This is a genomic window from Lysinibacillus sp. KCTC 33748 (assembly GCF_002237755.1).
Lineage (GTDB): Bacteria > Bacillota > Bacilli > Bacillales_A > Planococcaceae > Lysinibacillus.
The window spans coordinates 40682-60853 of the sequence record NZ_MWSJ01000009.1; the positions used below are offsets into that span (position 1 = coordinate 40682).

At 37.4% G+C, this 20172-nt stretch carries 17 protein-coding genes, 2 pseudogenes and 1 riboswitch; of the genes and pseudogenes, 10 read left to right on the plus strand and 9 right to left on the minus strand.

What is annotated here, in order from left to right; genetic code table 11:
- The first annotated feature begins 53 nt into the window (after positions 1–53).
- The 5 genes from B1B04_RS12945 to B1B04_RS12965 all read left to right on the plus strand — a co-directional run bounded on the left by B1B04_RS12945 (position 54) and on the right by B1B04_RS12965 (position 4605).
- The gene (locus B1B04_RS12945) at positions 54–389 is read left to right on the plus strand and encodes a DUF485 domain-containing protein (RefSeq protein WP_079561867.1); all 336 of its coding nucleotides are present in this window, start codon (positions 54–56) and stop codon (positions 387–389) included.
- Positions 390–1943, plus strand: a complete 1554-nt coding sequence (locus B1B04_RS12950) for a solute symporter family protein (protein ID WP_079561868.1) — start codon at positions 390–392, stop codon at positions 1941–1943. It abuts the gene before it with no gap.
- 488 nt (positions 1944–2431) lie between these two features.
- Positions 2432–2770, plus strand: a complete 339-nt coding sequence (locus B1B04_RS12955) for a DUF485 domain-containing protein (protein WP_079561869.1) — start codon at positions 2432–2434, stop codon at positions 2768–2770.
- Positions 2771–2778: 8 nt separating this feature from the next.
- On the plus strand, positions 2779–4323 hold the full coding sequence (locus B1B04_RS12960; protein WP_079561962.1) for a solute symporter family protein: 1545 nt from the start codon (positions 2779–2781) through the stop codon (positions 4321–4323).
- Between the two features lie 99 nt (positions 4324–4422).
- Positions 4423–4605, plus strand: coding sequence for a hypothetical protein (locus B1B04_RS12965; protein WP_079561870.1), 183 nt, complete (start codon positions 4423–4425; stop codon positions 4603–4605).
- On the opposite strand, the pseudogene B1B04_RS26720 reads toward B1B04_RS12965, so the two are convergent.
- The 7 genes and pseudogenes from B1B04_RS26720 to B1B04_RS13005 form a co-directional block, all read right to left on the minus strand.
- Positions 4602–5156: pseudogene (locus B1B04_RS26720) on the minus strand (DUF5360 family protein). The gene B1B04_RS12965 and the pseudogene B1B04_RS26720 overlap by 4 nt on opposite strands.
- A 13-nt stretch (positions 5157–5169) precedes the next feature.
- Positions 5170–5742, minus strand: a complete 573-nt coding sequence (locus B1B04_RS12980) for a TetR/AcrR family transcriptional regulator (RefSeq protein WP_079561871.1) — start codon at positions 5740–5742, stop codon at positions 5170–5172.
- Positions 5743–5915: 173 nt separating this feature from the next.
- Positions 5916–6664 (minus strand): annotated as a pseudogene (locus B1B04_RS12985) (TatD family hydrolase).
- The gene (locus tag B1B04_RS12990; RefSeq protein WP_079561872.1) at positions 6654–7403 is read right to left on the minus strand and encodes an ABC transporter ATP-binding protein; all 750 of its coding nucleotides are present in this window, start codon (positions 7401–7403) and stop codon (positions 6654–6656) included. Before B1B04_RS12990 ends, B1B04_RS12985 begins: the two are co-directional and overlap by 11 nt.
- A complete protein-coding gene (locus B1B04_RS12995; RefSeq protein ID WP_079561873.1) occupies positions 7381–8151 on the minus strand; it encodes an ABC transporter permease in 771 nt (256 codons plus the stop codon). Before B1B04_RS12995 ends, B1B04_RS12990 begins: the two co-directional genes overlap by 23 nt.
- Positions 8148–8441 carry a thiamine-binding protein gene (locus B1B04_RS13000; RefSeq protein ID WP_079561874.1) on the minus strand — a complete coding sequence of 98 codons (294 nt, stop codon included), beginning with the start codon at positions 8439–8441 and terminating at the stop codon, positions 8148–8150. The genes B1B04_RS12995 and B1B04_RS13000 overlap by 4 nt, the downstream gene beginning before the upstream one ends.
- Before the next feature lies 1 nt (position 8442).
- Positions 8443–9438: an ABC transporter substrate-binding protein gene (locus B1B04_RS13005; protein WP_079561875.1), complete on the minus strand. Its 996-nt coding sequence runs from the start codon at positions 9436–9438 to the stop codon at positions 8443–8445.
- A gap of 133 nt (positions 9439–9571) precedes the next feature.
- Positions 9572–9682: riboswitch (TPP riboswitch) on the minus strand.
- Positions 9683–9934: 252 nt separating this feature from the next.
- On the opposite strand from B1B04_RS13005, the gene B1B04_RS13010 reads away from it, so the two are divergent.
- The 3 genes from B1B04_RS13010 (at position 9935) to B1B04_RS13020 (ending at position 13550) form a co-directional block, all read left to right on the plus strand.
- Positions 9935–10543 (plus strand): TetR/AcrR family transcriptional regulator, encoded by a 609-nt coding sequence (locus B1B04_RS13010; RefSeq protein ID WP_079561876.1) that lies wholly within the window; start codon positions 9935–9937, stop codon positions 10541–10543.
- A gap of 63 nt (positions 10544–10606) precedes the next feature.
- Positions 10607–11893 (plus strand): MFS transporter, encoded by a 1287-nt coding sequence (locus B1B04_RS13015; RefSeq protein WP_079561877.1) that lies wholly within the window; start codon positions 10607–10609, stop codon positions 11891–11893.
- A 250-nt stretch (positions 11894–12143) separates the two neighbouring features.
- The gene (locus tag B1B04_RS13020; protein ID WP_079561878.1) at positions 12144–13550 is read left to right on the plus strand and encodes a serine hydrolase; all 1407 of its coding nucleotides are present in this window, start codon (positions 12144–12146) and stop codon (positions 13548–13550) included.
- Between the two features lie 519 nt (positions 13551–14069).
- Here the strand turns inward: B1B04_RS13020 and parC are convergent.
- Together parC and parE are read right to left on the minus strand one after the other, a co-directional pair.
- On the minus strand, positions 14070–16502 hold the full coding sequence (parC, locus tag B1B04_RS13025) for a DNA topoisomerase IV subunit A (protein WP_079561879.1): 2433 nt from the start codon (positions 16500–16502) through the stop codon (positions 14070–14072).
- Positions 16499–18475, minus strand: a complete 1977-nt coding sequence (gene parE / locus B1B04_RS13030) for a DNA topoisomerase IV subunit B (protein ID WP_079561880.1) — start codon at positions 18473–18475, stop codon at positions 16499–16501. Before parE ends, parC begins: the two co-directional genes overlap by 4 nt.
- Before the next feature lie 693 nt (positions 18476–19168).
- Between parE and plsY the strand changes: the two genes are divergently transcribed.
- The gene (plsY, locus tag B1B04_RS13035) at positions 19169–19771 is read left to right on the plus strand and encodes a glycerol-3-phosphate 1-O-acyltransferase PlsY (protein WP_079561881.1); all 603 of its coding nucleotides are present in this window, start codon (positions 19169–19171) and stop codon (positions 19769–19771) included.
- Positions 19772–19790: 19 nt separating this feature from the next.
- The gene (locus B1B04_RS13040; protein WP_079561882.1) at positions 19791–20081 is read left to right on the plus strand and encodes a HesB/YadR/YfhF family protein; all 291 of its coding nucleotides are present in this window, start codon (positions 19791–19793) and stop codon (positions 20079–20081) included.
- Positions 20082–20172 lie beyond the last annotated feature (91 nt).

Here is a 20172-nt window from a genome sequence, read left to right on the forward strand (position 1 = left end):
GAAAAGAAATATGTCGTCTAAAACAGAAATATATCACTTTAGGGGGAATAATAATGGCAAATGTTTCTGAACACAAAAATATAGAATCAATTGATTATAATGCAATTGAAGCTATGGAATCGTTCAACAAGTTCGTAAAAAAGAAGAATACCTTCCTTTTCTCGATCACAGCAATTTTTTTATTACTTTATATTTTATTGCCTATCCTTGCTTTCCAACCTGTACTACAACAAAAATTCATCGGAAATATTACGGGAGTTTGGGTTTATTCAGCTGGATTATTCATTATGACAATTGTTCTTTGTACAGTATATGTAAAAAAAGCAGCTTCATTCGATAAGGCTGCCGCAGCAGTACTAGCTGAGTATCAGGCGAAAGGTGGAAAATAAATGAACTTAGTATCCGTTGGTTTCTTCTTAGCAATCGTTGGTTTAACACTAGTAGTAACATATATCGCAGCGAAGCGGACGTCTTCTGCATCTGATTTCTATACAGCTGGTGGAGGTCTTAAAGGTTGGCAAAACGGCTTTGCGATCGCTGGTGACTATTTATCAGCTGCTGCATTTCTAGGGGTGTCCGGAGCGATTGCATTAACTGGTTTCGATGGTTTCTTCTTCTCCGTAGGCTATGTAGTGGCTAACTTAGTTCTTCTTTATGTAATTGCAGAACCTATGCGTAACTTAGGTCGATATACTTTAGCAGATATGCTTACTGCCCGCTTTAATGAAAAACGCATTCGTGGCGTTGCGGCGTCTGGAACAATTATTATCGTCATTCTTTATATGATTGCACAATTAGTAGGTGCAGGTGCTCTTATTAAACTATTATTTGGTATTGAGTACTGGATTGCAGTTTTAATCGTAGGTGTCATGATGACTACTTATGTTTTATTCGGTGGAATGACAGCTACTTCTTGGGTGCAAATTATTAAAGCTAGCCTTCTTTTATTCGGGACAGGCGTATTAGCTACATTAGTATTAATTAAGTTTGATTTCTCTCTACTGAAAATGTTTGATACGATTGCCACAGATCATGGTGAGAAATTCCTTGTTCCAGGGATTAAATATACAAGTACAATCGATTCCGTTTCAATGATGATGGCACTTGTATTAGGGACATCTGGGTTACCACATATTTTAATGCGCTTCTTTACAGTGAAAGATGCTAAAACTGCGCGTTCTTCTATTTCATGGACAACTTGGATTACAGCTATTTTCTTCTCACTAACTATTTTCTTAGGCTTTGGTGCATTAAATTTTGTAGGGATCGATAAAATTCTTGCTGAAAGTAAAGCTGGTAACACTGCAGCCCCTCTACTTGCTAATTATTTAGGCGGTGATGTGTTAATGGCATTTATCGGTGCAGTAGCATTCGCAACAATTTTAGCGGTAGTTTCGGGCTTAGTTTTAACAGGAGCTTCTGCCATCTCCCACGATATTTATGGTGAAATCATTAAAGGTGGTAAATTAACAGAAAAGCAACAAGTTGTAGCAGCTCGTACTGGCTCTATTTCTATTGCTATTGTATCTATTATCCTTGCGTTATTTGCGCAAAACCTGAATGTATCATTTTTAGTATCCTTTGCATTTTGTATCGGTGCTTCAGCAAACTTACCAGTTATTCTTTACACAATTTACTGGAAAAAATTCAACTCAACGGGTGCAATAGCAGCGATGGTTACTGGTTTAGTATCTTGTTTAGTGTTAGGTGCTATGGGGCCAAATGTATGGAGTCCTGTTGAAGGTACAGCCATTTTTGTTGGTAATCCTCTCGTTCCATTAGCCGTTCCAGCGGTTATTACGATTCCGCTTGGCTTTATCGCAGGCTATTTAGGGTCCGTTCTTTCTTCTAGTAAAGTACCACAGGAAGAAGCAGAACGTATTTACAAGGAAATTCGCGTTAAAGCAAACACTGGTGTATCGGTTTCTGATATCTCTCACTGACCCATTCCTAACATCCAAATTATTGAAAAAATATCTATCAATCATCCTATCCATATTAATAAAAAAACTCGATTTTTCATCGAGTTTTTTTATGTTTTCTTTCGAAATATTTCCCAATTTACTTATCTAGCAATACTATTCTCTTTCAAAAAAAATGAGAAAAAAAAATGATTTTCACTAATTAAACAGTGTTTATTTTTCAAAAAAAACCATTTCTTTTTCTAATTTTTTTCCATATTCCTCGCTCGGAAATCTAGAATTGACCTACCTCTGTATATTTATCAGAATTTTCTAAAATCCCTTTATTTCTTAGCTTTGTTACGTATATTCTCTTTCGAGACTTTTTTTCACAAAAATTATTTTTTCATAATTTTTCTGAAATGTATTGCAATTTTGTGAACTCTCTCATAAAATGAAGATGTGAATTCACTAATCTAGCAAAATCAAGTCTTTAAGCAGTAAAAATAAACACAAAATGGGGAATGTTAATGGGGAACAATAAAGCTAGCAAAAGTGTCGTGATTGACTATGACGCGATTGCAAATCAAGAATCATTTAAAGCGCTTGTTCGAAGGAAGAATTCATTTCTTTGGTTAATGACCGCGATCTTCTTAGCAGCATATATGTTGCTACCGGTTCTGACTTCGTACACGAAAATACTACACCAAAAGGCATTTGGGGAAATCACTTGGGTGTGGGTTTATTCAGCAGGACTTTTCATCATGACTTGGTCATTTTGTCATTTATATGTAGCAAAAGCGAATAGCTTTGATAAAGAAGCAAAGGCAATTATTGCTGAGTACGAGAATGGAGGTGGCAGCCGATGAATAACGGGATGAGTTTAACAGCCATATTCTTCTTCGTATCCATTGTAGGTTTAACATTAGTTATTACATGGTGGGCATCAAAACGAACTTCATCTGCAAGTGATTTCTACACTGCAGGCGGAGGGTTAACAGGCTGGCAAAATGGACTAGCCATCGCAGGTGACTACTTATCAGCAGCATCTTTCTTAGGAATCGCCGGTGCAGTTGCATTATTTGGATTTGATGGATTCTTCTTCTCTATCGGTTATTTAGTAGCTTACTTAGTGGTTCTATACATCGTCGCTGAGCCATTACGTAATCTTGGTAAATTCACATTAGCTGACATGATAACAGCACGTTTTGATAGCGCTAAAGTTCGTGCTACAGCAGCTTTAAGCACTATTACAATTGTATTATTCTACATGATTGCACAACTAGTTGGTGCAGGAGCACTTATTCAATTACTTTTAGGAATTGATTATTGGATTGCAGTTTTAATCGTTGGTTTTATGATGACGACATACGTACTATTCGGTGGTATGACTGCAACATCTTGGGTACAAATTATTAAGGCTTGTCTTTTAATGTTAGGTACAGTTATTATTTCATTCCTAGTATTAAAAGAATTCGGCTTTAGCATTGCAACGATGTTCAAAGAAATGGGAACTGCAACTGATAGCGGTGCAGCTTATTTGAATCCAGGTCTTAAATATACAAATGGTATTGATACTATTTCAATGTTAATCGCTTTAGTATTAGGTACAGCTGGTCTTCCACATATCCTAATGCGCTTCTTTACAGTAAAAGATGCGAAAACAGCTCGTTCATCAGTTATCTGGGCTACTTGGATTGTAGGTATCTTCTACATTCTTACAATTTTCTTAGGCTTCGGTGCAGCTAAATTCGTTGGTAAAGAAGATATTATTGCTGCAAACGCTGCTGGTAACATGGCGGCTCCACTTCTTGCGGAAGCACTTGGTGGCGACATTCTATTCTCATTCGTATGTGCGGTAGCATTCGCAACAATCTTAGCGGTAGTAGCTGGTCTTGTACTTTCTGGCGCATCTGCCCTATCACATGATATTTACGGTCAAATTATTAAAAAGGGCAAAATTACAGAAAAAGAGCAAGTACTTGCAGCTCGTATCGGTTCCATCACAATCGCTGTTATTTCAATCCTTTTAGCACTTGGTGCACAAACATTAAACGTAGCATTCTTAGTATCACTAGCATTCTGTATTGCAGGTTCAGCTAACTTACCTGTAATCATCTATACGATCTACTGGAAACGCTTTAATACAGCTGGTGCTATAACGGCAATGTTAACAGGTCTAATCTCTGCTTTAGCTCTTGTTGCTGTTTCACCAAATATTTGGAATCCAGTTGAAGGAAAAGCAATTTTCGTAGGTGATCCGTTAATTATGTTAACGAACCCAGCAATCATCTCTGTTCCACTTGGCTTCCTAGGCGGCTTCATCGGAACAATGCTTTCTAAGGAAAAAGATGATAAGAAATATCGTGAAGTCGATGTTAAAGCGAACACAGGTATTTCTGTGCAGGACGTATCTCACTAATAATACGACAACCGCCTCGTAAGTTAACACTTACGAGGTTTTACTTTTTCTTCCTTATTAGGTACTATATTTACAAACGACAGTTGGGGGTAAGAAAACATGACAAACTCAAATGCAAAAAAGAAACGTATGCATGTAAAGCGCACTAAAGGGAAGGACGTTGAAAAAAATCGTCAAACTTCCTCTTTCAGTACACATGAGCGTGTAACGAAAACGAAAAAAGAAAGCATTGAACAAAATTTTACAAAGCACAAAAAACACAACCACATTGAGGATTGTTAGTGGTTGTGTTTTGCTTGTAATGAGACATTTTGATGTGTAGAAGTAATAAGTTTTGGAATAAAGTACAACGGATATAGTAATAGAAAAAGGTTTGGTATCCACCACATAAGATCAAAATCAAGTTTTATTGTCCAAAAAGCAATCGCCTGTAATCCAGAACAACTTGTAAGTGTTAAAAATACTAAGGCAAATGCTCTCCACTTTTCATTTTTTATTTTAAATAGACAGAGACTAATAAAACCAGTAACTGAAAATCAATTATGCCTCGCATAATTGCGTCTGGAATCGGCTTTGTGCTTGAACAAAGAACTCCTTTCCGATTCCGTGACATCCGCCGGAGGCTTTAACTTCTTTCAGCGGGTGTCCAAACACCCGCTGAAAGAAGTTAAAATATCTAGCGGGAAAAACGACCAATTCCATATTACTAATAATTCATTTTGATAATCCTTATATAAATACTCTTCTGGAATCAAATGAAAAAAAGTGACAAGCCAATACAGTATAAAAAAGAAGTCTGTACATAAAAATAGTATTTTTAAAGTTTTACTCATCTACAGCCCCCATTTAATTTTCTTCATGAACGTTACCATTAAGAATACCAAGCATAAGAATGTCCACCATTTCCTGCATAGTATCCTGAAGTGAAATCATATTTCTGCGTTTGAATGCATGATCCATCAATCTATAAAGCCCACCAATATCGACTTCTATAAATATCTCTTTATTAAATGAACGTATTTGATTTGCGACAATCCCTTCATCAAATAACGAAATAATGCCTGTCCATTGTTCTTGAATAAATTGATCAACTGTTTCCCATTGCTTTGGATAATAGCGTTGAAGCTCCTCTAAATACTGGAGCTGAGCAAATGTAAAATCAGCTGGAATTAATACAAGACATTTCTGTAGTTTTTCTAGAAGATTTAACGATGAATCATGCAGTATTTCATTTTCTTTCAACTTCAATTCATGGATTGTAAGATCAATCATGTCGTTGAGTAATTCTTCCTTTGATGGATAGTAACTATACAATGTTTTCGTGCTCATACCTAGTTGCTTTGCCAAATCCCCCATCGTAAATCGGAATCCTTTTCGTTCAGCTTCACTTATTGATTCTTTTAAAATTCTATCTTTCAACACGATCACCTGCTCTCTGGAAAATGAAAAAAGTTAGTTTAGAATGAAAATATTGTAAATTTAATGCTTCCACTTCGCTCAGCTATAGCGATTCGGGCGCTTTTACCGCGTTCAACTCTATCGAAAATTTGAAAAAACACAGCTGCTCTTTAAAAGAACAGCTGTGTTTTTTGTTATAAATTATAAAATATTGTCGTATTTCTTGTAATGATACGCGCCGCTTCCTCTGTTGTAAGCCCCTTTACCGAAGCAATAACCTCCATGGAATGATCCATCATCCATGGGGATGTTTGTCTATTGTTAAAAGAACCTTCGAATGGCCAAGGTCCATCTGTTTCTACCATCATTAGCTCGATTGGGTATTTTTTGATTAGATCTTGAATTTCAGTCTCATACGTACAATCAGGCGTCACAGAAATGAAATACCCATTATGAATCATCCGTTCAATCTCTTCCTCATCGCCTTTAAACCAATGAAAATGCGCTTTCTTTACATGATGTTTTTCTAGCAGGTCACAAACAATGGCCGCATCCTCATAAACAGCATGTAACACAATCGGTTTGTTTAATTCCTTTGCCAATACAATAAACCGTTCTAGCAACACCTCATACGCACGATCATCAATAGCCTTCTCCTGCCTCAAATAATAAGGCAACCCTACCTCGCCAATTGCCACCATGTCATGAGCATGTTGACGTATCCAATCGAATAATGCCTCTTCCTCCGCATTACTAGGTAACGGTTGTTCAGGATGAAAGCCAAACGCCGCCTTTACTTTAGAATAGGCTTTCGACAGCTTCAACGTCTTTTCACATGACGGTAGATTCATGCTTACGGCAATGACATGTTCCGCTTCTTCTAGCAAAGGAGGTATGTCGTTTTTTTATACTGATCTAAATGAATATGTGCATCAATCAACATTCGCCTCATCCTTTTCTTCTTTTAAATACGAGAATAATTGTTGCTTCAACGCCGTAAATGAAGCGGAATGGCGGATTTCTTCTTGTCGTGGCCTTGCAAAAGGTACGATTATTTCCTTTTTCATCGTCGCTGGTCGTTTTGTGAGTACAATAATACGATCAGCTAAAAACAGAGCTTCCTCAATATTATGTGTAACGAACAATATAGATTTTCTATATTTCTCCCAAATCGATAATAGCCACGCCTGCATTTCAAGCCTTGTAAACTCATCCAGTGCAGAAAATGGTTCATCTAAACATAAAATAGGTTTATTACTGACAATTGTACGAATAAACGATACCCGTTGTTGCATACCACCCGACAGTTCATTAGGAAATGCATTTACAAATGCTGCGAGCCCCACTTTATGTAACCATTCCTTCGCAACGTTGACATTAGGTTTTCCATGGAGCTCCTCAACCATCGTGACGTTTTCTATGATCGTCCGCCACGGTAATAAACATGGCTGCTGAGGCATATAGCCAATCGTTCCTCTTTTTTTCTGGATATCTGTGCCGTTTAATAAAATAGCACCTTTATCAATAGAAGAAACACCACCAATTAATTGAAAAAGTGTACTTTTCCCACTGCCAGACGGACCGATAATCGCCACAAATTCCCCGTCCTTCACCTCAAAAGATAAATTACGGATAACTGGAAGGGAATCAAAGGATTTATCAATGTTTTGAATGCTTAGCATAGTTTCCTCTCCCCTTCACAACAAGTTTTTCTAGTACTCGAATAGCACTAAATAATAATAAACTTAAAAATACGATGGCAAAAATCGCTACAAATACACGATCCGTTCGAAATGAAGATTGTGCCAATGTCATATAAACGCCAATCCCCATTTTCGCTCCTAACCATTCCGCAATAACAGCCCCCATAACGCTATAGGTAGCAGCAATCTTTATGCCTGAAAAAATTGCTGGATACGCATAAGGCCATTCTAACTTCCAAAAGGTTTGGGCTTTCGTTGCACCGATCATCTCAAAATAATGCTTTAGCTCAGGCGAAGTTTGACGAAAGCCGTCCATTGCCGAAATAACAATAGGGAAAAAGCACACGAGACAAATAATAATGAGCTTTGGCAATAAACCAAAGCCAAACCAAATGATTAATAATGGTGCTAGGACAAGTACCGGGACATTTTGCGACATAATGAGAATAGGATAAAATAGCTCCCTTATAAACGTAAAACGATGTAATAGCACCGCAACTGTTAGCCCACATAATATCCCGATAGCAAGACCAAGAAGTGCTAATTGGATCGTAGCTAAAGCATGCGGCACAAACGTCTCATACGATTGAAAGCCCTCTTTCAAAATGGCACTCGGTGCAGGCAAAAGCCAATGTGGAATATCAGCAAAACGGACAATTAGTTCCCATATGAATAAGAGGAAGGCGATAAAAATTATCGTCCTTCCTTGTTTAACAGCCTGCTTCATCCTTTGTATTTCTCCGTTAGCGTATCCATTGTAATACCGGATGGCTGATATAAAATTTTCACTTGCGTAATGACATTGATTGCGCCAAGCTCAATCATCTTGGCATTCATTTTTTCAATAATTTGCAGCAAAGTCGTAAGCTCGCCTTCCATTGTCGTTTCTAATGGATGAACTTCATATTTCACCCCTGAAGCGTCGATCACTGTAATCGCTGCATCGACAAACGGGATCACATCTTCATATGTTTCAGTTTTCGGGATAATTTGTACACTTATTAAAGAGTTTGCCATATTACTTTGTCTCCTTTTTCGGTAAAAAGTCGTTTGTAAATGCTTGTTTTGCGTTAAATTCGCCCTCTAAAACTTTGTTATCGGCCATCCATTTCGCGTAGTTTTCCCAGACAGCTAATTTTTGCTCGCCCCATTGTGCAGCATCGTCTTGATACTTATCTGCTAGCCATTCCTGACTTTTATGCACAAGGTTCTTATCTAAATCAGGTACCGCTTCTAGTAAACTATCAGCTGCCTCATTAGGGTGTTTTATTGCATATTCATAGCCCTTTGCTGCAGCAGCGACAAAAGCTTTTACCGTCTCAGGATTATCCTGAATCATTTTTTCATTTGTAGCAAGCACAGGTGTGTAATAATCTAATTGCTCACTATAATCTGTTAAATAAAGCATGTTCAGCTTTTCGCCGCGAAGTTCTGCTTCAATACCTGTCCATGCATAATAAATCCACGCAAAATCAATATCTTTTTTCATCATAGTGAAGAAATCTAAATCGCCTGCATTGACGATATCTAACTTATTAATATCCGCATTTTTTGTTTGCATAAGTGATTGTAGTACAGCCTTTTCAAGCGGTGCACCCCAGCCACCGTATGTTTTCCCTTCAAAATCCTTTGGTGATGTAATGCCTTTTGATGCGGTAGATGCGAAGCCAGAAGTATTATGTTGTATAATCGCTGCAATCGATACTAAAGGTACATCCTGCACACGCGCCTGTGTAATTCCTTCCTGATAGCTTACGCCAAACTGAGCCTTTCCTGATGCTACAAGCTGATCTGCACCCGTTTCGCCAGGTAATAAAATATCAACATCTAAACCTTGTTCCTTAAAGTAGCCAAGTTTTTCAGCTACATATAAACCTGTATGATTTGTGTTCGGTGTCCAATCAAGAACTACCGATACTTTTGTTAATCCTTTAACATCCTTTTTAGCCTCTTTTTCGCTACAGCCCACTAATGTAAAAAGTGCAACCATTAGGACCAATAACCATTTTTTCATGCTGAATCCTCCAAGTAAGTAGTGTGAAAGTGTTCATAAATGAATGTCTTTACCAGAGGGAAACAAAAGTCTGAAAACATAAAAAACGCCTAGGATTCCTCCCAGACGTTTTACAATCAGTATCAAAAATTTTCTTTTTTGAATAGATGTTCCCTACGCTGGTACGAGCCAAATCAGGTTCAAAGGGTCAGCGTCTATCGGACACAATCTCAGCTGGCAACTACCAGCCCCCCTACATTCTTTCCATATGAACTTTTCGATGATTATTATACCCATATCCATCCGGAAATGACAAGGGTCTGTTTACCGATAGTGATGAATTATTATTAAGCAGCCTCATTTCTAATCATCTAACTGCTATGGCCCTTCATTGAGGTATTTCTGTTATAACTAGGTATAAAATTCAAAAAATTCTTTAAACATATTGACAATGGAAACATATTACAATAGAATTTGATTGACCAATCAATCATTTATTTTGGAAGGAGTATCTAAAATGGAAACTAAACTTACTAATGATGAGAAAAAGAAAAGAAAAAGATCTACTATCTTAAACGCTGCCATTAAATTATACAGTGATACTGGTTTTGCGGAGACAAAAGTTGCCGACATATCAAAAGAAGCTGGTGTTAGCTTTGGTACCGTATTTACGTATTTTGATTCAAAAGAAGCGCTTTATGAATCAGCTATTTTGGAGCCATTGAAGGAAATCAAACCTTATTTTATTGAAATAGGAGAACACTTTAAAGGTGACCCTCTTGAAGTTGTGAAGGAAATGATAGATTGTCATGTACAGCTTTTTTCAATGAAAAGTGAATACTTACGTCTCATTCAGCAGGTTCTTGCAAGACCTGATCGTTTCCCAAAACTTTTTAAAGAACTAGATGATTTCGTAAAAGTATTTATAAACAGTATTTATCCGGTTATTGAAGAAGGTCAAAGGCTTGGTTACTTTTATGAAGAATCACCTTCATTAATTGCTGAATCGTACTTATCCATCTTAAACGGAATGCGTTTAACATTTATTGATGAATATACAAACGTGATGCGGAAGGATATATCGAGACAAGCTCTAAGATTATTTGGGCCTATCAAAAATAACTAAGCCTTCTCCCCCTTTGCCCAGCCAGGACCTGTAGACAATATAGTATTAAATAGGAGTGATTATATGAAATTGAGAGATATCCATCCCAACATCAAACTTCGCCTAGTCATGCAATTTCTAGGCGGTCTTATTTCTATGGCTGTTATCCCTTTTTTGGCTATTTATTTTACTCAAAATATCGGAGCTACTAAAACGGCTATTATTCTTATAATAATTGTCATTAGTGGGGTCCTTGGAGGGTTTATCGGAGGGCATATTTCAGATAAAATTGGGCGAAAAAAAATAATGATTTATTCTGAGATTGGATTATTACTTTCGTATCTGTTTATAGCACTTTGTAATTCCCCTTGGTTTAACCTTCCTTATACTTCTGCAGCATTCTTCATCATTAATATGTTTTGTGGAGGCATGTTTCAGCCAGCTGCACAAGCTATGATGATTGATGTTACTAATTCTGAATCGAGAAAGCTCGTATTTACAATTAGCTACTGGCTAGGGAATTTATCAACTGCAATTGGTGGAATCGTTGGGGCATTTCTTTTTAAAAACTACTTATTTGAATTATTTATTGGGATCTCACTAGTCTCTTTGTTATCTGTTTTTATGACTGTATTTTTCATCACAGAAACTTATTCACCAGAGCCTTCACCTAAGTCTTCTCATCATAAGAAAAAATCTTCATCCGTAGAAATGTTTCAAACTTATTCAACCGTTTTAAAAGATAAGCTATTTATGTTTTATATTTTAGGAGCAATCTTGATCTTTACCTTGGAACAGTCTTTATCAAACTATATTGGGATTCGTCTCGAAAAAGATATACCTCAACATTCAGCTTCTTTGTTTGGAATAGATTTCATGGTAGATGGCACAAAAATGCTTGGTTTTCTTCGAACAGAGAATACTATTCTTGTAGTTCTCCTCTCAAGTGCTGTATTATTCTTGTTAAAAAAATGCAGTGATCGCTGGACTCTTGTTACAGGTATGTTGATCTTTTCTATATGTTTTAGTATCTTTGCTTCTTCAAATAGCGTATTGATTCTTTTTATTGCCATGTTTATTGGAACAATTGGTGAGCTGATGTTTGTGCCCATTAAACAGGCGATGATAGGAGAACTTGCCCCTTCTAACGCTCGTAGCACCTATATGGCTTTTAATAGCTTAACTACCTATGGAGCAATGATTATAGCTTCGTTATTGATCATCGTTGGACAGTGGATTCCCCCTATATATATGAGCGGGTTGCTCCTTATTCTAGGATTAACTGGTACATTTTTGTACTACATAATAACAAAAACGCTATACGCTAAAGTTAGTGAAAGGGATGATAGAAAAGTACCTGTTTCTAATTAAGAGAAGCAACAAATACTGTGAAGCTAAATAGAGAAAGTCTTTCTAATCCCCTAAAGAACCTAAACGTTGCGGCCAAAGAAACCGATGCCTTTGCCGGTATTTTATTGGCTTGCTTCGATGAACTAGCCCTACAAAAATTTCGATGAATTTGACCCTGATTAAACGTATAAATTGTTAATTGACTTATTAGAGAAAAAAGAAACAATTAGAGTTTAATTTAACTTTGATTGTTCATGTGAGGAGAAAAACAATGAAAAAAGCAATCATTTTTTTATGGAGCTTTCTACTCCTACTAACCCCTTTTTCTGCTTCTGCTAAAACGGAAGATACTAAACAAAAAATAACAAAGTTTATGGAAGAGTCTTTAGATATGTATAATATTCCCGGCGCATCATTGGCGATATTAGAAAACAGGGAAACGATTTATCAAAATCAATGGGGTATTTTAAGTGATGGTTCAAATGTAACAGCAAACACACCGTTTCTTATCGGTTCTTTAAGCAAACCAATTACATCTCTGGCTATTATGATGTTAGTGGAAGATGACAAAATAAGGCTGGATGAACCGATACAGTCCTATATTCCATCGTTTACCTATCAAACGGACAGTTCAAAACAAATTACAGTTTTGCATCTATTAGAACAAACAAGTGGTATTAGTGAACCTGACGGCCTTAAAGTGACGGACAAGGATTGGCCGAAAGAGGGGGCGATCAATCAAGCTATAAAAGGACTTAGTGGTGTAGCGTTATCTCACGACCCTGGTGAGGTTTATGAATATAACTCTGCTAACTATTTACTCTTAGGGGCAATTATTGAAAATGTTTCGAACCAAACCTTTTCAGAGTTTTTGAATATGAATATTTTCACCCCGCTTGGTATGGAAAATTCCGCTGCTGATTATGAAAGTGCGGTAGAAAAAGGATACATACCTGGTTTTGAGTCATGGTTTGGTAGACCAGTTGTAAGTGATGGATTTTATGATCATGCAGGAGCACCTTATGGCTATATTGCGTCAAGTTCAAATGATATAGCGAAATTTTTAAAATTTATGTTAGAGGGCGGAGACTTATTATCAGAACAAAACCTTGAGTTATTAAAAACTTCTCCAGAAGAAGGTAAAACATACGGTTACGGTTGGCATTTTTCTAAAACAGAACATTTCCCTTTCCACGGTGGAGCAACATCTGATTTTAGATCGCAAATGTTTTTTATACCTGAAGAAAATATTGCAGCAGTACTTTTAACCAATAAATATAATTTTATAGAAGATGCTCAAGTTTCTCATATAATGAATGGAATTCGATCCATCCTGAACGGAAAAGGACCAGATGAATTGCCTGTACAAAGCTATAGTATCCAATTGAGTATACTGGGAGTTACATTACTCTTAGCTATTTTTACGATTATCCATTTCTTCAGACTTAGAAGAAATAAGGTTCTAAACAAAAAATTACCGTTCACTGTTGGAATCATTTCACTCCTCCTAGCTGTGGGATTGATCCCACTATTTGTTTATGTTATAGGTACCCCATGGAAAAGTATTAGGTTCTTCGCACCGGACATATCATTATTAATCTATTGTTTGGTAGGAATATTTGCTCTTAATGGAATTATGACTTTAATTATAACAATTCTTAAAAAGAAAATTACCTAAGCATATCCTTGGGCAAAATACTAAAAAAATATTCAATTATAAGCGCGCTTTAATTAGCAAGGATCACAAAAATTATCAAACGTTTTTATAAAAGGATGATACAATTATGAGGTTTATTTCAATTTATAGAAGGTCATCCGATGTTTCAACGAGTAAAATAGTTTGTGAAATAACGCACTTAAACTCCCATGAAAGAACTTAACCATCTTTCATTTTCTGTGGTGTGGCGCTGGTTTTTGCGCTACATGGATGGCTAACGGGTACTTCAGTTAAATATTCCATTTGCAAAATATCAAACATAAAACAGAGTTGATTCTACACATTTTGTAGATTAACTCTGTTTTTATGTTTTATCTGCAACAATCTTTTAGAAAACAGCCTAAAAATAAATCAATTTATTATCACTCTACAATTCTCCCATCTTTAGATTGAATAAGTTAGCCAAAGCACAAAGCTGATTAGTTTCAATTTACATAAAAAAGCCCAGCTCTCACAAGGAGCTGGGCTAGAAAATCAATTTTATTTCTCTTCTTTTTTGACCGTGAAGACATGTGAAATGGCACCGTCTGTAGCAATATCTACTTTAAAGGAGCCATTGGAATGTCGATCTGCTCGAGTTAATGCTTGTACGTCAAGGATTTCTTGAACGCCTTTTTCCGTCTCGATCGTTAGCTGATCCTCATTTGTTACTTTTACGACAGCCACGATTCGATGCGGGTTCGATTTTAACTCTGTTAATACTTTTAAGCCGCGTTTTGCACGGCTAGTCATTTCTACTTCGGCTACATTCATTTTCTTCACAGCACCGCGTTGCGTAACAATTGCCACATAGGACGTTTCATCTGGCGGTAAAACATTGATGCCGACTAATGCTTCTCCGTCTTTCAGTGCAATCCCTTTGACGCCACCTGTTTTCACACCTGTTACTGGTAATTCCTCGATTGGGAAACGAATTGCATAGGCAGTATCTGTCGTTAACATTAGTTCTACCTCGTCCGTCACAATACTTGCAAAAATCATTTCATCGCCTGACTTGACATTCATCGTTTTTATCGGCTTCGAATAGCGTGTTACAGCATAATCTGCTACAGATGAGCGTTTAATTTGTCCATCTTTCGTAGCCGTTAAAATATACGTATTGGCCTGTTCGAATGTTTCAAAACCATATACAGCAATAATAGATTCATCTTCTCCGGTTGGCACAATACTTGAAATATGCTGACCAAGATCCTTCCAACGAATATCAGGTAGCTCATGGACAGGCTGATAAATATAATTGCCTCGATTTGTGAACAGCAGTAGATGATGCTGTGTATTTAAATTTGCTTCATATAATAAATAATCGGAATCCTTCATTGCAAAATCCTGACCGTTTGAAGCTGCATGTGAACGCGTAGATGTTCGCTTAATATAGCCATCCTTTGTAACAGTCACTACGACCTCTTCACTTGGTACAAGGACATCTAACGTAATTTTAATTTCTTCAATTTCTTGCTCGATTTTTGAGCGACGAGGCTCTGCAAAGCGCTTTTTAATGTCGAGCAATTCTTGTTTAATGACACGTATAAGCTTTGCTTCACTATTAAGAATCCCTTCAAGCTTGGCGATCAGTTTATTTAGTTCATCTTGTTCATTGCGAAGCTCTGTAATATCTGTATTCGTTAATCGGTATAATTGCAAGCTAACGATTGCCTCTGATTGTACTTCTGTAAAGTCAAATTTCGCCTGTAAATTCGTTTTTGCATCTCGTTTATCATTCGACGAACGAATCGTTGCAATGACTTCGTCTAAAATAGACAATGCCTTTATCAAGCCTTCAACTATATGCGAACGATCTTTAGCTTTTTGCAAATCATAAATAGAGCGGTTCGTCACGACTTCCTTTTGATGGGCAATATAAGAATCCAATAGCAATGGCAATGTCATCATTGTCGGACGACGATTATGGATAGCAATCATATTAAAATTATAGGCTACTTGTAAATCAGTTGTTTTAAACAAGTACTGTAAAATCCCTTGTCCTGGAACATCTTTTTTCAGCTCAATGACAACACGTAGGCCAGTACGATCTGATTCATCGCGAATTTCTGCAATTCCTTCCAGTCGTTTATCCACGCGCTGCTCATCGATTTTCTTCACAAGATTTGCTTTATTGACATCATACGGTAATTCCGTAATAACGATTTGCTCTTTGCCACCTTTAATTGGCTCAACGGCAGCTTGAGCGCGCACAATAATTTTACCGCGTCCAGTCTCATATGCTTTTTTAATACCGTCGACACCTTGAATAATCCCACCTGTTGGGAAATCAGGACCTTTAATAACGGTCATTAATTCATCAACAGTGGAGTTTGGCTTATCTAAGCGCATAAGAACACCGTCTAGTACCTCATCAAGTGCGTGAGGTGGAATGTCGGTCGCATAACCGGCCGAAATACCCGTTGAACCGTTGACTAATAAGTTCGGGAAACGAGCTGGTAAAACAGTCGGCTCCATATCCTGATCATCAAAGTTTGGTACAAATTCAACGGTTTTCTTGCCAATATCGCGGAGCATTTCCGCTGCAATAGCAGAAAGCCTTGCCTCTGTATAACGCATCGCTGCTGGTGGGTCACCATCAACAGAGCCGTTATTCCCATGCATTTCAATCAACATATGGCGCGCCTTCCAATCTTGACTCATGCGCACCATTGCTTCATAGACTGAGCTGTCACCGTGTGGGTGGTAGTTACCGATAACATTACCGACAGTTTTGGCTGATTTACGGAATGGTTTATCGTTCGTATTGCCCTCTGTAAACATCGCATATAAAATACGTCGTTGCACAGGCTTAAGACCGTCACGTGCATCTGGCAACGCGCGGTCTTGAATAATATATTTACTATAGCGACCAAAGCGGTCACCCATTACTTCTTCTAAAGGTAAATCTTGATACTTTTCCGTACTACTCATGCTTGGTCCTCCTCTTGTTGGATGAATTCATTTTCTAAAATATTTGAATCATCCTCCATACCGAAGTCTACATTAGCTTCGATCCATTTACGGCGTGGCTCTACTTTATCGCCCATTAATGTTGTCACACGTCTTTCAGCACGTGCACCATCTTCAATCGTTACACGAATTAATGTACGCGTATCAGGGTTCATCGTCGTATCCCACAGCTGGTCAGCATTCATCTCACCAAGACCTTTATAGCGCTGTAATATGTAACCCTTTCCAACTTTTTTAATGGCCGTTTGTAAATCATTTTCGGTCCAAGCATATTCAATCACTTCTTTTTTACCAGTGCCTCTTGATATTTTATAAAGCGGTGGTAATGCGATAAATACCTTTCCAGCTTCGATCAATGGTCGCATATATCGATAGAAGAACGTTAGCAGCAACACTTGAATATGCGCTCCGTCCGTATCGGCATCGGTCATAATCACGACTTTGTCATACGCTGCATCCTCGACCGAGAAATCTGTTCCGACGCCAGCACCAATAGCATGGATAATCGTTGAAATCTCTTCATTTTTCATAATATCCTGAAGCTTTGCTTTTTCAGTATTAATAACTTTACCACGCAATGGTAAAATCGCTTGGAACGTACGATCTCGCCCTTGTTTTGCAGATCCTCCTGCAGAGTCCCCTTCGACTAAATACAGCTCGTTTTTCGCCGCATTTCGTGATTGTGCAGGTGTTAATTTTCCGGAAAGAATCGTACTGCCTTTTTTGCTTTTCTTGCCGTTTCGTGCATCTTCCCGTGCTTTACGAGCGGCTTCACGTACTTGCTGCGCACGAATAGCTTTACGCACAAGAGATGCAGACAATTCAGCGTTTTCTTCAAGCACATATAAAATTTGCTCCGAAACAACACTATCTACCGCTGAACGTGCCTCACTAGTTCCGAGCTTACCTTTCGTTTGACCTTCGAATTGTAGTAAATGCTCTGGTATACGAACAGAAACAATCGCAGCTAAGCCCTCACGAATGTCTGTCCCTTCAAGATTTTTATCTTTATCTTTTAATAGGCCAATTTTTCGCGCATATTCATTGAAAACACGTGTTAACGCAGACTTGGCACCTGTTTCATGTGTACCACCATCACGAGTACGAACATTATTAACAAATGAAAGGATTGTTTCTGAGTAACCATCATTGAATTGGAAGGCGAATTCTACTTCAATATCGTCTTGAATCCCTTCCACATACTTAACAGGATGCAGGACATCCTTCTCCTCATTCAAATAAGCAACGAAAGCTTCAATGCCGTTCTCATAAAAGAAAACATCACCTTTGCCTTCCTCGCGTTCATCAATTAGCTCAATTTTCAAGCCTTTTAATAAAAATGCGGACTCTCTTAAACGTTCTGCAAGCGTATCATAATTGAATTTTGTTACAGAGAAAATTGTGTCATCTGGTAGAAAATGTACATGTGTTCCTGTCTGTTTTGTTTGTCCTATTTGTTCTAATGTTGTAACAGGATGGCCACCGTTTTCAAAGCGTTGACGATACTTTTTACCGTCACGATGAATCGTTACTTCTAAAAAAGTGGATAAAGCATTTACAACAGAAGAACCTACACCATGTAAGCCACCACTTGTTTTATAGCCACCTTGCCCGAATTTACCACCAGCATGTAAGACAGTAAAGATAATTTCGGGAGTGGGTTTCCCCATCTTATGCATACCTGTTGGCATTCCACGGCCGAAGTCTCGAACGCTGATACTTTGATCTTTATGAATATGGACAATGATATGAGAACCAAAGCCAGCCAGTGCTTCATCCACCGCATTATCTACGATTTCATATACAAGGTGATGAAGTCCACGGCCATCTGTAGAACCGATATACATGCCGGGTCGTTTTCGTACCGCTTCTAATCCTTCTAATACTTGAATGGCGTCATCATTATAGACGCTTGGTGACTGTTTATTCGCCAAAAAATTCCCCTCCAAAAAACAAAACGCATGTTCTATTTATGTTCTCTTCCTAATAATAATAGCATTTCCTGTCAATAGCTAGTGACAGACCCAATAAAATTTTAAAATTTCCTCACAGCTTTGTCGTTTTGAGCATGTTACCGGAAGAAAAAGTTGCAATATATGCATTATTATGTATTCCTAACTATCCTATTCCCTAGACGCAGGATCATAAACATTAGTTCCATAAATAAAACAACATATGGCTAACTTCTGGTCATTTCTCTCATTCAAATCGATGCCGATCGGTATAGGTTTTGGTCTTCCATACAGAAGCATTTGAAAATCCACTGAAAAATATACAATACAGTACTTCATAGCTTCCTTTTGTCTATTTGAAAATTCATACTAACTTACTCTAGAAATTAAAGATAGACTTCTATTCTACCAAAGGAATGGATGATTGACAAAATTGCCTTTTTACCTATATTTTTAGAAAGGGCTTTCATGCTGCCAACATGAATCATGTCAAAAAGCCTAACATATAATCAAATACATATTAAAATCCTTGAAAAATAGTTATCTTTTATAATGAATTCAAGATACACGAAGAAATCTCCTTCATGTCATTGTAGATTGTAGAGAAAAAGTGTAGAATATTTATTACATATTATTAGTACCAAGTAATAATCAATGAATGAAAGGAGTCCAGCTATGCTAAATGGACTTATTATTTTATGTGCTTATCTAATCGGCTCTATACCTTCGGGATTATGGGTAGGCAAAATTTTTTATAAAACGGATATTCGTGAACACGGAAGTGGAAATTTAGGTGCGACAAACACATTTCGTATTTTAGGAAAAAAAGCGGGAATAGTCGTAACAATTATGGATGTCTTAAAAGGTACAGCAGCCGTATTACTTGTAGCTCTTCCTGTCTTCTCTGACGTCTCCATTCACTCGCTAATTCTTGGACTAGTAGCCGTTGTTGGTCATATGTTCCCTATCTTTGCAGGTTTCCGCGGTGGGAAAGCAGTGGCAACATCAGCAGGTGTACTCTTAGGTTATTCATGGCCTCTATTTATCTTACTATTCATCGCTTTTGTTGTAACATTAAAAATAACGAAGATTGTAAGCTTAACTTCGATGATTGCCGCTTTAGTAGCACTTATTTATTCAATCGTTTATTATTTTGTTACAGGTGATTTTGCGTTAGGTATTTTAGTAGCTTGTTTATTTACCTTTATCATGTATCGTCACCGAGCAAATATTGCCCGCATTAAAAATGGTACTGAACCAAAGGTAAAATGGCTGTAACGAAGAGAGGAGCATTCTAATGAATATCACACTAACAGATAAAGCCCTACAATGGTTTAAACAAGAAATGGAAGTAGAATCCGGAGATACTATTCGTTTTTATGCTAGATATGGTGGTTCCAGTCCTTTTCACGAAGGGTTTTCTCTTGGAATGACACGTGAAGAACCAATCGAAATTGGTGTAAAGACGGTTATTGACAATGTGACCTACTATATTGATGAAAAAGATTTATGGTTCTTCAATGACCACAATTTAAATGTAGATGTGGATGCTACTAATGATGAACTAAAATATACGTATACAAAATAAAGCAGTGTTTCCTTTCTTTATACGAAAGGAACACTGCTTTTTTCTATGAAATCACTTCCAACCTTAGTTTATCTTCTCTCAAAGTTGTACA

Bases quoted from the DNA above. Each gene is read 5' to 3' on its own strand.
- B1B04_RS12945 (WP_079561867.1), top strand. From the start codon at position 54: ATGGCAAATGTTTCTGAACACAAAAATATAGAATCAATTGATTATAAT.
- B1B04_RS12950 (WP_079561868.1), top strand. From the start codon at position 390: ATGAACTTAGTATCCGTTGGTTTCTTCTTAGCAATCGTTGGTTTAACA.
- B1B04_RS12955 (WP_079561869.1), top strand. From the start codon at position 2,432: ATGGGGAACAATAAAGCTAGCAAAAGTGTCGTGATTGACTATGACGCG.
- B1B04_RS12960 (WP_079561962.1), top strand. From the start codon at position 2,779: ATGAGTTTAACAGCCATATTCTTCTTCGTATCCATTGTAGGTTTAACA.
- B1B04_RS12965 (WP_079561870.1), top strand. From the start codon at position 4,423: ATGACAAACTCAAATGCAAAAAAGAAACGTATGCATGTAAAGCGCACT.
- B1B04_RS12990 (WP_079561872.1), bottom strand. From the start codon at position 7,403: ATGCTAAGCATTCAAAACATTGATAAATCCTTTGATTCCCTTCCAGTT.
- B1B04_RS12995 (WP_079561873.1), bottom strand. From the start codon at position 8,151: ATGAAGCAGGCTGTTAAACAAGGAAGGACGATAATTTTTATCGCCTTC.
- B1B04_RS13000 (WP_079561874.1), bottom strand. From the start codon at position 8,441: ATGGCAAACTCTTTAATAAGTGTACAAATTATCCCGAAAACTGAAACA.
- B1B04_RS13005 (WP_079561875.1), bottom strand. From the start codon at position 9,438: ATGAAAAAATGGTTATTGGTCCTAATGGTTGCACTTTTTACATTAGTG.
- B1B04_RS13010 (WP_079561876.1), top strand. From the start codon at position 9,935: ATGGAAACTAAACTTACTAATGATGAGAAAAAGAAAAGAAAAAGATCT.
- B1B04_RS13015 (WP_079561877.1), top strand. From the start codon at position 10,607: ATGAAATTGAGAGATATCCATCCCAACATCAAACTTCGCCTAGTCATG.
- B1B04_RS13020 (WP_079561878.1), top strand. From the start codon at position 12,144: ATGAAAAAAGCAATCATTTTTTTATGGAGCTTTCTACTCCTACTAACC.
- parC (WP_079561879.1), bottom strand. From the start codon at position 16,502: ATGAGTAGTACGGAAAAGTATCAAGATTTACCTTTAGAAGAAGTAATG.
- plsY (WP_079561881.1), top strand. From the start codon at position 19,169: ATGCTAAATGGACTTATTATTTTATGTGCTTATCTAATCGGCTCTATA.
- B1B04_RS13040 (WP_079561882.1), top strand. From the start codon at position 19,791: ATGAATATCACACTAACAGATAAAGCCCTACAATGGTTTAAACAAGAA.